Source organism: Alloprevotella sp. oral taxon 473 str. F0040, from assembly GCF_000318095.2.
GTDB lineage: Bacteria > Bacteroidota > Bacteroidia > Bacteroidales > Bacteroidaceae > Alloprevotella.
In genome coordinates, this window is the sequence record NZ_KB290714.1 from 234157 (window position 1) to 248996 (window position 14840).

8 protein-coding genes are annotated in these 14840 nt (G+C 47.0%); 5 read left to right on the top strand and 3 right to left on the bottom strand.

Going from position 1 to position 14840, the window contains the following annotated elements; all coding sequences use genetic code 11:
- The first annotated feature begins 27 nt into the window (after window positions 1–27).
- From HMPREF9999_RS03505 to HMPREF9999_RS09905, 5 genes are all read left to right on the top strand, one after another.
- Window positions 28–753, top strand: a complete 726-nt coding sequence (locus HMPREF9999_RS03505; protein WP_009436983.1) for a hypothetical protein — start codon at window positions 28–30, stop codon at window positions 751–753.
- Window positions 754–773: 20 nt separating this feature from the next.
- Entirely contained in the window at window positions 774–1310 is a 537-nt protein-coding gene (locus HMPREF9999_RS03510) for a hypothetical protein (protein WP_009436984.1), read from the top strand.
- 11 nt (window positions 1311–1321) lie between these two features.
- Window positions 1322–2638 carry a thioredoxin fold domain-containing protein gene (locus HMPREF9999_RS03515; RefSeq protein ID WP_009436985.1) on the top strand — a complete coding sequence of 439 codons (1317 nt, stop codon included), beginning with the start codon at window positions 1322–1324 and terminating at the stop codon, window positions 2636–2638.
- A gap of 1021 nt (window positions 2639–3659) precedes the next feature.
- Window positions 3660–4946 carry a Fic family protein gene (locus HMPREF9999_RS03520; RefSeq protein WP_009436988.1) on the top strand — a complete coding sequence of 429 codons (1287 nt, stop codon included), beginning with the start codon at window positions 3660–3662 and terminating at the stop codon, window positions 4944–4946.
- A gap of 267 nt (window positions 4947–5213) precedes the next feature.
- Complete coding sequence (locus tag HMPREF9999_RS09905) at window positions 5214–8891, top strand: beta-N-acetylhexosaminidase (RefSeq protein ID WP_083475810.1); 3678 nt, start codon at window positions 5214–5216, stop codon at window positions 8889–8891.
- 307 nt (window positions 8892–9198) lie between these two features.
- Here HMPREF9999_RS09905 and HMPREF9999_RS10435 read toward each other — a convergent pair whose 3' ends face one another.
- The 3 genes from HMPREF9999_RS10435 to HMPREF9999_RS03540 form a co-directional block, all read right to left on the bottom strand.
- Window positions 9199–9408 carry a hypothetical protein gene (locus HMPREF9999_RS10435; protein WP_009436991.1) on the bottom strand — a complete coding sequence of 70 codons (210 nt, stop codon included), beginning with the start codon at window positions 9406–9408 and terminating at the stop codon, window positions 9199–9201.
- A 296-nt stretch (window positions 9409–9704) separates the two neighbouring features.
- Window positions 9705–12314, bottom strand: coding sequence for a TonB-dependent receptor (locus HMPREF9999_RS03535; protein WP_009436993.1), 2610 nt, complete (start codon window positions 12312–12314; stop codon window positions 9705–9707).
- A 520-nt stretch (window positions 12315–12834) separates the two neighbouring features.
- Window positions 12835–14840: TonB-dependent siderophore receptor (locus HMPREF9999_RS03540; protein WP_009436994.1), on the bottom strand; the 2006-nt coding region annotated here is incomplete at its 5' end.

The window sequence follows — 14840 nt, forward strand, 5'->3', positions numbered from 1 at the left end:
CCAAACGAAGGAAATAAACCAAGTCTTATGATACATCGCATCAAACAAGGAGCACTCTTCTGCTGCCTCATTCTCATGGGGTGGCTCACCTCCTGCACCGACTATAACTTCGTGGAGACAGGCCGTGCCAAAGCCTACCACGACACCTCGATGCTCACCTATTTCAAGGGCGATAACTACAATTATAGTTATCTCGTTTATCTCATCAACCGTGCAGGTCTCAACGAAGTCTTTGAGGGCAAGAGCACCTATGGTAGTCACATCACCTTCATTGCCCCCACGAATCACAGCATTCGCCGCTATCTCCTCAAGACGTACACCGCAACGCAGTCAGACGAAGCAACGACTGATGGTCTCAGCACCCGTGCAGCGTTTGACAAAGACGCGGCTACTGATAGCATGATCATGCACCTCATCGACGCTATTAGTGTCGATTCGTGCCGTAATATTGTGCTCTCTCACGTCATCCCCAATGAGAATCTCCAACTCGAAGACTTTGCTCGTGGTGAAAAGTCCACCAGTGGCGAGGCCATCGGTAAGGGAGGTAAACTCTACACCATGGCTTCTGGCACCCAGTTGTGGATGTACACCTTTGCTTCCTCTTATGGTGGCGTAGCTGGTGCAGGTCCCTTGGTGTTGCACGTGGTGTCTCCCACCACCCAAGTGGAGCGCGTAGTGGCTTCTCACAACATCCGCACCAACACAGGAACCGTGCACGCCCTGCAATACAACTTCACGCTCTTTGAGTTTTAATCCCCACTTCCCTTTGTGATATGAAAAGAATCTTTCTTTACAGCCTGCTCCTCGCAGGTCTTCTGAGCACCCCCGCGCTCACCGCTTGTCACGATACCACAGTGGGCTATCTCGACACGCAATATGCCGCCTTCTCGACCAAAGAACTCGTGGTGTATCGCCAAGTGAGTGAAGATGATGTCCACAGTTTGACAAAAGAATATCCTGCACCCTGGTCGTCACAGCGCATCCAAGGTGTGTCTGGCACCAACCCTGTCAATTTCTACTACCAGAGTGTCACTGTTAGTGAAGGAGGCGATGCTGCTGCTTTCGATAAAGCGGTGCAAGATGGTCTGGTCACGGTAAGTGGTGGCACCATCAATCTCTTCCCAAAAGCTGTGACCACGCTTCCTAATGGCCGCTACACGGTCAATCTCCGCGTGAGCAACGAAGGCTATTCGCGTGAACTCAACGGACTCTTCACTTTCATCGTCAAAGACAAGGCTGAAGAAGTCCTGGAAGAAGGCACCACTGAAGAGAATCCTCCGGCAGAAGATAGCCCAGTCGAAAACTCCTAAAACGAAGTCGTATGAAACAGATTCGTCTCTTCCTCCTCTCCGTCCTTTGCGCCCTAATCGCACTGCCTGCTATGGCACAAGATTCGAAAGGCATCCAGTTTTTCAAAGGCACCTTTGCTGAGGCGATGGCCAAGGCCAAGGCTGAAGGAAAACCCCTCTTTGTCGATTTCTATGCCGTTTGGTGTGGCCCTTGCAAGAAGATGGAGAAGCAGATATTCACGCTCCCAGAGGTGGGTGAATATTTCAACAAGAATTTTGTCTCTCTCCAACTCGATGCTGAGAAGCCCGAGAATGTAGACATCGCCAAAGCCTACAAGGTGGAGGCCTTTCCCACGCTCGGCATCATTGATGGTGAAGGCAAAGCCCTCTCTATCAATGTGGGCTACATGAACGCTCAAGAACTTCTCGACATGGCGAAGACTGCCATGGGAGAAATGAAAGGTTTTGAGCAACTCTACAAGGAACATCGCCAAAATCCCAACGATCTCACCATTCAGCAGGAATTGCTCACCATGGCTCCCCAGTTTCTCACCACGCAAGACGGTATGGATGCAGAAAAGTGGGTGGTACGTGTGCGCAAGATCTATCAGAAGTACATCGAAACCAAGATGGCCGATAATAGTCTCATCAATCGCAAAGATTATATCATCATCGGTTATCTAGGCGGTGACGACGATGAAACCACCGATCGCCTTGTAGACTACATCAGCACCCACCTCGATGAATGGTTGGCTGCCGTGGGCGAACCCGCAGCTTACTATGTGGTGGAAAAGAACGACGAGCGTATGCTCAAACTTGTCAAGAAAGGCGATGCGAGCTATAAGGACTATCTTGAGAAGATTCGCACCGACTACAAGAAGGCATACGATGTCATCAAGTTTACCAATGTAACGCCCTACGACAAGTCGCGCGACTACTACAATGCCCTCTTTGCCATCTACAAGAACAAGGACGTGGCGGAGTATCTCAAGCTCATGCGCAAGTATCTTGCAGGCTTAGGTGCTGATGCCAATGCTGCCGACTATGCCATGGCAGCTCAGTCTCTCTACTATGCTGCCGACAAGAAGTTGCGCGCTGCTGATCACGAGCAAGCCATTGAGTGGCTCAAAATCGCTATTCCCTCGGAGAAAGTGTTGATGAATAAAATCAACTACCTCGTGATGGTGGGCGACTCCTATCGCGAACTCAAAAAGTATTCCGAAGCTGAGCAATACTACAAGCAGGCTTATGGCGAATCACTCCAAATGGGTGAGTTGCAACAAGCACAACAAATGATTCAAGCTAGCGTGCTTCATAAACTCTCTACCCTAGAGTTGCTCATGCGCTAAGGCGAAACGCTCTCACAGCCCTTCTTTAGCCCCTTTTTCGCCCTGCACTTATGTTCTCCCTCTATTCATATAGGGGAAGCAAATAGGGCAAAGAGTGAAAATTCGGCGGAAAAGTGAAGAAAAAATTATAGATACCCTTGATTTTGTCATTTTGAATATGGCAAATCAAGGGTATTTTTGTTTTTGGCTTTTCAGTTTTCGGTTTGCTGCTTGCACACCGTCTTTTTAGGGATGAGACGGCAGTCTTTGCTCACGCGCGTGTACGCGCGCGCCTTCCCTGGGATTTTGTACTTTTTGCTTTCACAACCTTCACACGAAGGGTTGTGGAGAGCCATCAATCTAAGGTGAAACAACCATGTTCTCTGATGTGCGTAGAGGAACTTTTCTGCCCCCTTGCGACGCTCTTCTGACGTGTTCTGTTAAAATATGTCCGAAAATGTTGTGTTACTTCTTGATATATAGTGGGTTATATAGGGAGTCTGTGAAGGTTGTGAAAGCAAAAAGTGCAAAACTGCAGGAATGTGCGCGTACGCGTACGCGCGAGAACGCCAGTTTTAACATCTAGTAGCAGCCAGTTTTCTGCTTTTCTTACCTGTCCTCCCTTTTGCCCTAACTTCTTCCCTTGAATGCGTGTATTGCTGGTTGTCACAATTGCCTTACTCCTCAACATCAGTTTGCACCGTTGCAATAGGTTTTCTCCGAACTACGCAGAAAAATGTCCGACTTTTACTCAAAAAAACTCCGACGTTTTACCGAGAATCTCGGAGATTTCTCCAAAAATGTCGGAGAACTTTTTTGAATTCTCCGATTGTTTGGGTGCGCAATCCCCCATATCTCCCTCCTTCGCTTGGTTTTCGCCCCCCCTCTTCTACTTAAGTCCAAGTCCTCCCTACGAGCTTTTGCTCCTCAATTATGACCCAAATTGGGGAATTATGGGGAATTATGAGGAAATTCCCCATTTCTTTTGAGCCATTCAAGGGAAAATCTTATCTTTGTCGCAAGACTAATCTCTCTACAGACGATGATAGAAATTCCCCCTTCTCTGCATAATATTGAGGAAAAAGCCATCAATCTCTTGACCGATCCTCTTTGTCAGGACATCTTAGCGCGCATAGATCATGATTATCTTTATTGGGATAAGGTGAAATATCTGGCTCCCCAGTCTATGCAACCTGAGCTGCTTTGGGCTGCTGTGAAACTAAAGAGAGCTGCCAATAGAGTGCATCTTACATTTGGTAAATACACTTTTCAGTTCACGATTACGAGTCAGATGCAAGCTCTGTTGCATGAGTTTGACCTTAATTTCGGAAGTAGTGCAGGAGTAGCCCCAGAACTTCAAACGAAAGATAGGCAGCAATATCTGTTAAGTGCTATCATGGAAGAAGCGATAGCCTCTAGCCAAATGGAGGGGGCCTCGACTACTCGGAAAGAAGCAAAGGAGATGCTGAGAAAGCAGTTGAAACCTGTGAATAAGAGTCAGCAGATGATTGTCAATAACTATGCAACCATCAATTTCTTACTCGAGCATGATGAGCAGAGGTTGACGCTGGATTTCTTGCAAAACATTCAACATTCGATTGCTACTCAAACACTCCAAGATGCTACAGACGAAGGACGATTTAGAAGGGATAATAGCATCTATGTCATGAATGACCTCACGGGAGAAGTGGCGCATACCCCTCCTGATGTTGATGAACTTCCCGAATTGCTGGTACAACTGTGTGATTTTGCCAATGAGGATGCGAATAGTCCCTTTATTCACCCCATTGTGAAGGGGATAATCATTCATTTCTTACTAGCTTATTTTCATCCTTTTGTGGATGGAAATGGCAGAACAGCACGCTCACTCTTCTATTGGTATTTACTGAAAAAAGGCTATCGATTAGCTGAATTCTTGTCTATTTCTCGCGTGATTTACCGTAGTAAAGCAAAATACGAAAAAGCCTTTCTCTATACAGAGCATGACGGATTGGATTTGTCCTATTTCATCCACTATAATCTAGTGGCGATGAAGCGAGCTTACGATGAATTAAAAGCATATTTGGCGAGAAAAATGCGAGAAAAAGATGAATTATTTACGCTTAGAACCAGAGTGGAACTTAATCATCGTCAAGCACAAGTGGTGAAAATTCTTATGGAGCAGCCCAATTGGATTGTTACCACTAACGAAATAATAACACGCTTTGGAGTTAGTCCGAAGACGGCTCGCGCTGATTTGCAGAAATTAGTGGAACTTGGGCTGATGGAAGAATGTCCGCTCAATGCAAAAAAAATGGGCTACGTTCGAGCAACGAAGTTTGAAGTATAATTCTTCCTGCTTCCATTTCTAGGGATGCCGTATAATTCATAGGTCGTCCTCCTCTATTGCTGAATAAACTTGAGCCATTGGCGGAGGTGTGAATGTGAGAAGAGAAGTTGCGTAGAAAGAAAACAGACCTTTCCTTGTTTTTTGAAAAGAAATAATCAGAGATTTTGACAGATGTGGCGTTTAATTTGGGCATTTATGCGCAAATGAGTTGGAATATACTATGAAAAATGCTATATTTGCAAAGCATTTTTATTATAAAACCTAGTCATGAATACATTTCGAAAGTTATTTCTTTTGTGTTGGGCTTTACTAGTATCTCTAGTGAGTCTCGCAGCTCCTTCTATGCCGAAGGTGAGCACAGCGCAAGAGGTACATTGGTATCTCTTGAAGTTTACAAACAGTGGTTTGGTCGTGGAGGCTTCTAAAGCCAATAGCGGGGCGCGTCTAGCTGCTATGACGGGCGTAGATGCTCAGTTGTGGAAGGTGGAAGGTTCTGCAGCCGAGGGATACACCTTCACAAATAAGGCTGGTTTGCAACTCTATGTCACCAACACTCAAGAAAAGGGTATGGTAGAAGCTGCTAAGCAGCACGCCAACAATAAGTTCTCCATATTACCCTGTAAGACAGCCAATTTCACTTCTTCTTTCGAAATTCATCCTAAGGCCAATACTCAAGTGGGTTTCAACCAGTGGGGTGGTGCAGGTGCTGGACATCCCATTGGACTTTGGGGTTCTAGCAAAGACCGAGAAGGCAACAATGCTTTGACCTTTGAAACTACTGCGGCGTTGGACGTTTATAAGAATCTTCCTCCTTTGGTGCCCTATCCTCAGAACATCAACATCCAAGAAGGAAAAAATCTTGATTTGCGCAACCTCAAAGTCATCACCTCACCCGTTGATAGTTTGAAGGGCATGGTGCACGAGTTTGCTGAAGAAGTGAAGAGCCGTTTGGGACTCACCCTCTCTTTGCAATCTTCTCCTTCCGCTGCTGCAGACGGCATGGTGGCCTTGATTACCGACAAGAGTGTTGCAGGTGCAGAAGCCTATACGCTAAGCATTACCGAAAAGCACATCGAAATCAAAGCCTCTCATCGTGCTGGCTTCTTCTATGGTTTGCAAACTCTGCGTCAGCTCATGACCAAAGCTTTCTATCCCAAGAACGGCGCACAGAGAGTTTGGACCTTGCCCGTGCTAGACATCAAAGACAAACCCCTCTTGTCTTATCGCGGATATATGCTCGATATTGCTCGTCACTTCTTCGACAAAACTGAGGTGAAGCGCATCCTCGACATCATGTCGTTCTACAAAATGAACCGCTTGCACTGGCACTTGACCGACGACCAAGGTTGGCGCATAGAGATTCCCGAATATCCCAAGCTGACCCAAGTGGGTAGCCGTCGTAAAGGTTCTTTTGTGAGCGATGGTACTGATCCACACTTCTTTGACGACACAGAATATGGTCGCGGCATGTACTATACCCTCGACGATTTGCGCGAGATTGTGGCTTATGCTGCTGAGAGAAACATCGAGATTATCCCTGAAATCGACATGCCTGGACACATGGTGGCTGCCCTTGCTGCCTATCCAGAGTTAAGTTGCTACCCCAATCGCACCTACAAGGTTCGTGTGACCGCTGGTATTTCCAAAGACGTGTTGAACATCGGTGACGATAAAGTCATCGACTTCCTCAAGACCGTGCTCGACAATGTGGCGAAAGTGTTCCCCGGCCGTTACATCCACCTCGGTGGTGACGAGTGTCCTACCGATCGCTGGAAAGAAAATGCCCTTTGCCAACAACGCATCAAGGACAATAAGCTCAATGGCGTTGGTGAATTGCAACCTTGGTTGGTGCATGAACTAGCCGTTTATCTCAAGAAGAAATACAACAAAGACATTGTGGCTTGGGACGAATTGATTGAGACCAAGACCGACAACTATTGGAATCGCCACAAAGGTGAAGTTTCTCCCCTCATCATGGCTTGGAACCTCGGTAGAGACGGCACAGGCCGTTGGACAGACTGGACGGACATCTTGGCTGCTTCTAAGGGTTTCCACACAGTGATTGTGCCTTACAATGTGCTCTACCTCGACTGGATGCAGGTGACTGCGGACCAAGCGGATGTCAATGAAGGCTACCGCGGAGGATGGGGCGATGGTAGCGTGAATAGCGTTGAGAAAATCTATAACTTCGATCCCTTGGCTCGCCTCCGTTCTGTGGGTAAAACCGAATTTGGTCTTGGTGTACAAGGAAATATGTGGACGGAAACTACCAACAACAATGCAGAATTGGAATACCAACTCTTGCCTCGTTTGTTGGCGATCTCAGAAATCGGTTGGTTGCCTAATAACCAAAAGGACTGGTTGAGCTTCTTCTATCGTTTGCAACAGCACAGCGTTGTCTTTGAAGATCGAAAGATGACCTATGCTAAGCACTTTTTCCTGAAGGAGTCTAAGACACCTCTCCAAGAAAAGGTGGACGAAGCTGAGAAGTTACTGGCGGACACGCGCGCAGGAGAAGTGGGTTATGCGCCAAAAGCTACCTGCGATGCTTTGGCCAACGCTGTGACCGCTGCGAAAGCTGCTGCTGCGACTGAGGAAGCACAACAGCTTGAGGCGATGACTCAAGCCCTTGCTGCTTTCAAAGCAGCCCCCATCACACAGCCTGTCGCTGGTAAGGTGTATCGCTTGATTTCGGCTTCTACCTACTATAAAGCCAAGTATGCTGGTGCAACACTCTATGCGGATGGAACAACTGCTGTGAGAGTGCACTATACCGACCAACAAGCTCCTGAAGAACTCTTCACCTTCGTTGAGGCTAATGGCGGATGGATCATGCAGTCTGTGCATAACAAGCAGGAAGTTACCATTAGTTCATACAATCAGCCTCTACGCTTTGTCAAGAAGAATGCTACTCCTATCCGCATCGATCGCGCGGCAGTGCCTGCACAACAATATGATTACGTGCCTGGTGCCGTGGTATTGTCAAAGGTGCAAGGCTACAATGCGACTGCTACAGGAAATGTAGGTCGCTTCTATATCAAGTCTTTTGGTGGTAATCGTAACAACGACGAGCCTTCAGAGAATAAAGTCGTAGCTTTCGACCAACCTACCTTGTGTCACCCTGGTACGTGGTACATTGTGGAAGCTGATTTCCAAAAGATGCTTGCTGCGCTTTTGAAACGTTGTGACCATGCAATTGAAGATGTGGTGCCCAACGAAGAAGGTCAGCACACACAAGTGGCAATTCAACAACTCCAAAAAGACCTTGCTCCTGCTCGTGATTTGGTAGCAAAACAAGCTGCTGTGTCGCAAGAGGTGTATGAGACTTATGTGAAGGCGTATGAGAAGTTTCTCGCTGCTCCTAAGACTACGGCTGTAGAAGCATTGACTTCTAACCATTACTATGTGATTCGTAGTGCGCATCCTCAAATGACGGGCTATGTGGCTCAATTGAAAGATGGTTTGGTGGTGCCTACTAAGGTAGAAGCTCCTGTGACTACAGATGAGAATCCTACTATCTTGTGGCAACTGATTCGCCAAGAGGATGGTAACTTTGTGCTGGTAAACAAGGCAGAAAAGAAATATGCCGTTGTGCGTAATGCGAGTGCTGGAGAGAGTATCGTAGAGAATAGCACTCCCTATGCTTGGCAATTGCGCTATCGCAAAACTAATGAGATCTCTGGCTTCTTGATTATGGCTGGCACATCAAACTATGGCTGGTATCTCCCCTCAAATCCTGTGGCTACCACTCGAGTGTCCTTGAGGATTGCTAATCAGTGGAACAATTATTGGAAACTAGAGCCTACGGCTGTGCCTACTGGTCTGGATCGTTCTCCTCTCTTCCAAGAAGCCACGGGCACTACTTACGATTTGTCTGGCCGTGTAGCTACTCCCCATCAGCGCGGAGTGGTGATCGATGCCGCTGGTCACAAGCAAGTGCGCTAATTGCATGCCACTTCTCTTGTTGAGCTATGTCTTGCTGGATGGCAAAGGCAGATGCTCAGCTCCTAATACAACGACAGCGTCAAAACTCAAAGGTTTTGACGCTGTCGCTTTTTTATATCTTTCTCTAGAGTGTGTGTAGGCACAACAGGCTTATCGTGCGTTAGGACGAAGAAAAAGAGGAATTAAGGGGATATAATAGACGTGCATGGGTGTGGAGTGTGGCTTTCTTCCTCATGCTGCACGCAAGAGAGGGAGAAAAGCCCTACATAATGCGCTGAAAAATGGGCATTAGCATGTTAGTGGCGGCTTATTCTCCACAGAGTGCTTCGCAGACAGGCTCAAGATGTTCCGCTGCGAGATACGCAAAGAAGATAATCATCAAGGTGCTGTGTCGGCGAAAGAGGGAGCGATACTCTTCATCTTTCTCATGTTTCTTTTTGCGTTCAAACTGAATGCGCTCTATGATGCTGCCGATGAAGCCAAGAGTGAACAGGGCGAAAAGGAGATAGTGACGCATAAACTATAGGTTTGTTAGGAAATGAGTGTGCTTAAGGGCGATGTTTTGTAGCAAAGATAGAAAAAATGTAGGAAACTTCCAGCGGTTTTTGGGAGTATGAACCGAAAAATCATTGATGCTGGTAGGAGCGGTGGCTAGATGATTCTCTACGGAGTTCTGATTTGTGGAAGGTAATAAAGTAAATCCCACTACTCACAAGTCGTGAGTAGTGGGAATTTTAGCCCCAATCGGTCTTAGCACTATAACATTCTAATGACCAATTTGGATTTAATATAGGATAGTGGCTAAGTGTGCAACTAGAATCTGTAGGTAGCCGTGAGGTTGATGTTGCTTGGCGCACCAGGGAAAGAGCGGAATCTGTCGAAACCAGAGATGTAGTACTGCTTGTTGAGTACATTGTTCCAGTTGAGTTGCAACTGCATGTCGCGCACTTTGTAATATAATGCAAGGTTGAGCAAACTGTAGCCAGGATAAGTGACGAGTTGAGCACGACGTCCCACTTGTCCTTCGCGAGCGCTTACGCCATTGATGCCCAATCCCATACCCAAGTTGCGGAGCGCACCAGAAGGGATGATGAATTTCGTCCAGAGGTTAGCAGCGTGGCGAGGAGTTCCAGGACGTTGGATGTTGAGGTCTTTGGTGCCAGGAGCAGCCTTGGTAATTTCAGCAATGTTGTAGCTGTAGTTTGCTGTGATGCTCCAATAAGGAAGAATGCGACCTGAAACGTCGAATTCCACACCGCGAGACACTTCTTCTCCTACGGCAACTCTCAATTTAGGATTCACAGGGTCACCAGCACTATAGAGGCTGTTGTTTTTACGGATTCTGAAAACAGAAGTGGTAACGCTCAGACGTTTGTTAAGGTATTCGCCTTTTGCGCCTACTTCCCAAAGTTCGCTCTTCATGGGATCAAATGGTCCACCAGTCTCAGGATCACTTTGAATAGCGACTGACTGAGGTTCGAAACCGCGAATCCAAGAAGCATAAACATTGGTAGAAGGAGTGAGTGCATAGACCAAACCTACACGAGGGATGAAAGCAGTTTGTGTGGTTTTCTTTTCGATGCCCTTAGCATTTTTTGTAACATCGGTAAACCATTCCACACGTGCACTCAGCAACGTTTGAAGGCGTCCCCAGCGAAGCTGTTCTTGCAAATAGACACCATTGGAGTACGAGCGTACAGCACTACCTTGACCATTAGGATTTCCAGCACCAGTCTTGTAGATATACTTAGTGACATCTTGAATGCGATTACCTAAAGTGGAGTTCAAATCGAAGCTAGGCACATTGGTGCGTGGGTTGCCGCTTGCATCAAGTTGGTAGTCGTCTTTCTTCTTAACATCGAATTTATCAACTACAGTGCCGTTCTTAAGGAGATAACCACTAGCCGAAAGAGAACTAAGTCCCGGAGCAATAGCGGTGTTGAAGTAATCATATCCCAAAAGAAGTTTGTGCTTCAAAGCACCAGTGGCAAAATACCAAGAGAGATAATTGTTGAAGTTATTGCTGGTGATGTGACGATGGCGTTTTTCAAATCGCATTTCCACCTTTGAGAAATCTTGTTTGCCATCTATCGTACTTTGATAGGCGTGTTGTTGAGCATGTTCCTCAGTATTCTCCAGATAACTAGAATAGAGGTAAGTGCTGTTGAAGAGCAAACCTTTAGCCAACTGATGAGAGAGCGCAAACGAGAGGTTGAAGGTGTTTTCGCTCATGAAGTCGCTAGCAGCCGATTGAGTGGAGTTGAAAGGCACAGAGAAGAGATCACCATCGCCGTGAATGGCAAGTCCTCTGTCAAGCTTACCCATGTTGTTGTTATAGGTGATGTCAGCATTGAGTTGCGTGCGATCGGAGAGGATGTAGGTGAAAGAGGGGGCAACAATGAAGGTGGTGAGTCCTTGAAGGTCGCGGAAACCATCGGTGTTCTCATAACCCAGGTTCAAGCGATAGAGAAGCGATTTCTTCTCGTTGAGTGGGCCTGTGAAGTCGCCATATACATTAGAGGTGTTGAAACTTCCAGCAGTGAGCGACACCGAACGACGAGCCACGTCGAGGGGTTTCTTGGTGACGCGGTTCACGACACCACCAGGAGCAGCATTTCCGAAGAGTGCAGAAGCAGGGCCTTTGATGACTTCTACGCGCTCAATATTGGCGAGAGAAGACTGGCGAAACAATGGAGTGAGTCCACGCATACCATTGAGGAGGTTGCCCGAGTTGAGGTTACCCAATGAGCGGAAACCACGAATGCTGAAGTCGTTGTAGGCGGAGTATTGATTGACACCGCTGATGTTTTTCACCACATCATTCACGGTGATAGCACCTTGGTCGAGCACAAGTTCTTTGGTCACATAACCAATGGACTGTGGCACGTCTTTGAGCGCGGTAGCGGTCTTGGTGCCCACAAAAGAAACGGAGTTTTTGTACGATTGTTCGCGACGTCCCATCACATCGACTGTGGGGAGGGCATCAGAGCGCTCTTGTAACACAAAATCTATGCCTTCATAGCTCTTGTTGTTTGACAACTTTATGGTGCGTTGTTGTGGAGTATATCCGATGGCATGAACTAGGATGGTAGATTCTCCACTAGGCAGTTCGCTAAGTATGAACTTACCATTGGCTTTGGTGCGAACAGCGCGCTTCATACCTTTCACCGAGATGGTGGCTTCGCTGATGGGGTTGCCGTTGTTGTCTGTGATTTGTCCACGGATTTCAGCGAAAGCACCTTGCTTGGGTTCAGTGCCGTTGGCTACGCGATTAACGAGAGTGTCGTTAGCTGCTGCAGTGGCATTGTTGGGAGTTGCATTGCCACTCAATTTGCTGTCTCCATTTGCGTTGCTAGCAAACGAAGCGGCAGGAATGGTCATAGCTGCGGCAAGCAATGCTACAGGAATGATGGAGGGAGTCATAAGAATTAGGGAGTATAGTGTTGTGATGTTCGGATGACAACGCGCAGTATGGTGATTGGCTCCTCTCATTTTTGTTCTGAATCTCTGTGGTCGAATTGTTCTCTACGCGTTTAGTCCGATGAATAAGAGAGAGGATAAGCGACTGCGAAAATACTTATTTTACTCGTTCGCGATAGAATAGGTTGCACACTATCTTAAGAAGTGAGTAATTAAATACTTAGATTTAGTGACTAGAAAGGATAGTTCTGTCATCTCTATTTGTCAAAATATCCGATAAATAGGTGAAAAATAGCTGTATGCGGACATGATATCATGATAATCATTAGAAACAGCGCATCATTGTTTCGAGATTGAGCTCTATTTCTTAGTTGGCGCTAAGGAAAACTGGATTGGGAAGTCTTTGTTTTTCGTACGGTTACTTCTTAGACTCAAGTTGTTTTGCTCTTCTGAAAAGCCCCACCACTCACACGATTATGCGAATGGTGGGGCTTGAGTCTTAGGAATGTGTTAAAGCACGCAATTAAAATCTGTAGGTTGCTGTGAGATTGATGTTGCGAGGTGCACCTGGGAAGGAGCGCAAGCGATCATATCCTGAGATATAGTATTGCTTATTGAGCGCATTGTTGAGATTCAGTTGGAGCTGGACTTCACGCACTTTATAGTAGAGGGCGAGATTTAGTAGGGCATAACCAGGATAGGACACGACATTCTCACGACGTCCCACTTGTCCCTTACGCTCGCTCACGCCATTCAGACCAACGCCAATGCCAAGATTGCGCAGCATGCCTGTGGGAACGATGAATTTTGTCCAGAGGTTAGCAGAGTGGCGCGGAGTGCCTGGACGTTGTAGGTTTAAGTCTTTTGTTCCTTCTGGAGCTTTTGAAATCTCTGCTACATTGAAGGCATAGCTAGCCATAATGCTCCAATAGGGGAGAATTCGTCCTGAAACATCAAATTCGACACCACGAGAAAGTTCTTCCCCAATAGGCACCATGAGGTCGGGTTGTCCTGATACTCCAGCATTGTAGAGTGTATTTTTCTGACGGAGGCTGAAGAGAGCAGCAGTGACGCTGAGGCGTTTGTTGAGATATTCGCCTTTGGCTCCCACTTCCCAGAGTTCGCTTTCTACAGGATCGAATGGTCCTCCTGAGGCAGGATTGCTTTGGACAGCCACACTTTGAGGTTCGAAACCTCGAATCCACGTGGCATAGAGATTGGTAGAAGGGAGCATGGAATAGACCATTCCTACGCGAGGCGTAAAGGCGTGTTGATGGGTTTTGCTCTCCGTGCCATTATCGTGTTGGGTGATGTCGGTGAACCACTCCATGCGCGCCCCTAAGAGCAGCTGGAGTTTGCGCCAAGTGAGTTGTTCTTGGAGATAAACGCCATTGGTGTATTGGTCGCTAGGACGCACATCTTTAGATTCGTAGATGTATTTGGTCACGTCTTGATAGCGATTGCCAGCAGAAGAATTGAGATTAAAGGCAGGAACATTGGTGCGTGGGTTGCCGTCTTTGTCTAAGAGATAGTCGTCGATCTTCTTCGTATTGAAAGTTTTGGCTGTGCCTCCATTCTTGAGGAGATAGCCCCCTGCTTCGATATAGCTAGAACCAGGTGCAAGTTGCGTATTAAAATGGTCGTAGCCCACCAAAACCTTGTGTTTTACTGCTCCTGTGGCAACATCCCATGTGAGATAATTGTTGAAATTGTTGTTGCGGAAGTGGCGTTGACGTTGTGTCACGCGCATGAGCACAAGAGAAGGGTTGTCTTTTCCGTCAGCCTTCTTCACAAAAGCATTGTCTTGAGAGTGTTCCATCAAGTCCTCATCGTAAGACGAATAGAGATAGGTACTGTTGAAGAGAAGACCTTGGGCTAGTTGATGTGAGAGAGCAAAAGATAAATTAAGATTGTTCTCCCGCAGATAGTCATTGGCTGCAGACTGTGTGGCAGATATCGGCCGAGAGAATAGACTACCATCTCCGAATACGGCGACTCCTCGATCGAGCTTACCTTGGTTGTTGACATAAGTCATGTCCACATTAAGCTGTGTGCGGTCGGAAGGTCGATAGGTGAAGGAAGGGGCTACGATGTAGCTCGTGAGTCCTTGGAGATTGCGATAGCTATCTGTGTTTTCATATCCGAGGTTAAGGCGATAGAGCAGGGTCTTTTTATTGTTGAGCGGACCAGTGAAGTCAGCATAAGCGCGTGAGGTGTTGAAGCTACCCGCAGTGAGAGACACCGATTTTCGAGCAACATCAAGTGGTTTCTTGGTCACGCGGTTGATGATGCCGCCAGGAGCAGCATTGCCGAAGAGGGCAGAAGCTGGACCTTTGATGACTTCTACACGCTCGATGTTGGCGAGTGAGGATTGACGCCACAAGCTAGTTTGCGTGCGCATGCCATTCACCAGGTTGCCAGAGTTGCGATTACCCGTTGCTCGGAAGCCACGGATAGAGAAATCGTTGTAGAAAGAGTAGGGATTTACACCACTCATGTTTTTCACCACATCATTCACGGTGATGGCAC

Excerpts from the sequence above, each read along its gene's own strand:
- HMPREF9999_RS03505 (WP_009436983.1), top strand. The coding sequence starts at position 28 with ATGATACATCGCATCAAACAAGGAGCACTCTTCTGCTGCCTCATTCTC.
- HMPREF9999_RS03510 (WP_009436984.1), top strand. The coding sequence starts at position 774 with ATGAAAAGAATCTTTCTTTACAGCCTGCTCCTCGCAGGTCTTCTGAGC.
- HMPREF9999_RS03515 (WP_009436985.1), top strand. The coding sequence starts at position 1,322 with ATGAAACAGATTCGTCTCTTCCTCCTCTCCGTCCTTTGCGCCCTAATC.
- HMPREF9999_RS03520 (WP_009436988.1), top strand. The coding sequence starts at position 3,660 with ATGATAGAAATTCCCCCTTCTCTGCATAATATTGAGGAAAAAGCCATC.
- HMPREF9999_RS09905 (WP_083475810.1), top strand. The coding sequence starts at position 5,214 with ATGAATACATTTCGAAAGTTATTTCTTTTGTGTTGGGCTTTACTAGTA.
- HMPREF9999_RS10435 (WP_009436991.1), bottom strand. The coding sequence starts at position 9,408 with ATGCGTCACTATCTCCTTTTCGCCCTGTTCACTCTTGGCTTCATCGGC.
- HMPREF9999_RS03535 (WP_009436993.1), bottom strand. The coding sequence starts at position 12,314 with ATGACTCCCTCCATCATTCCTGTAGCATTGCTTGCCGCAGCTATGACC.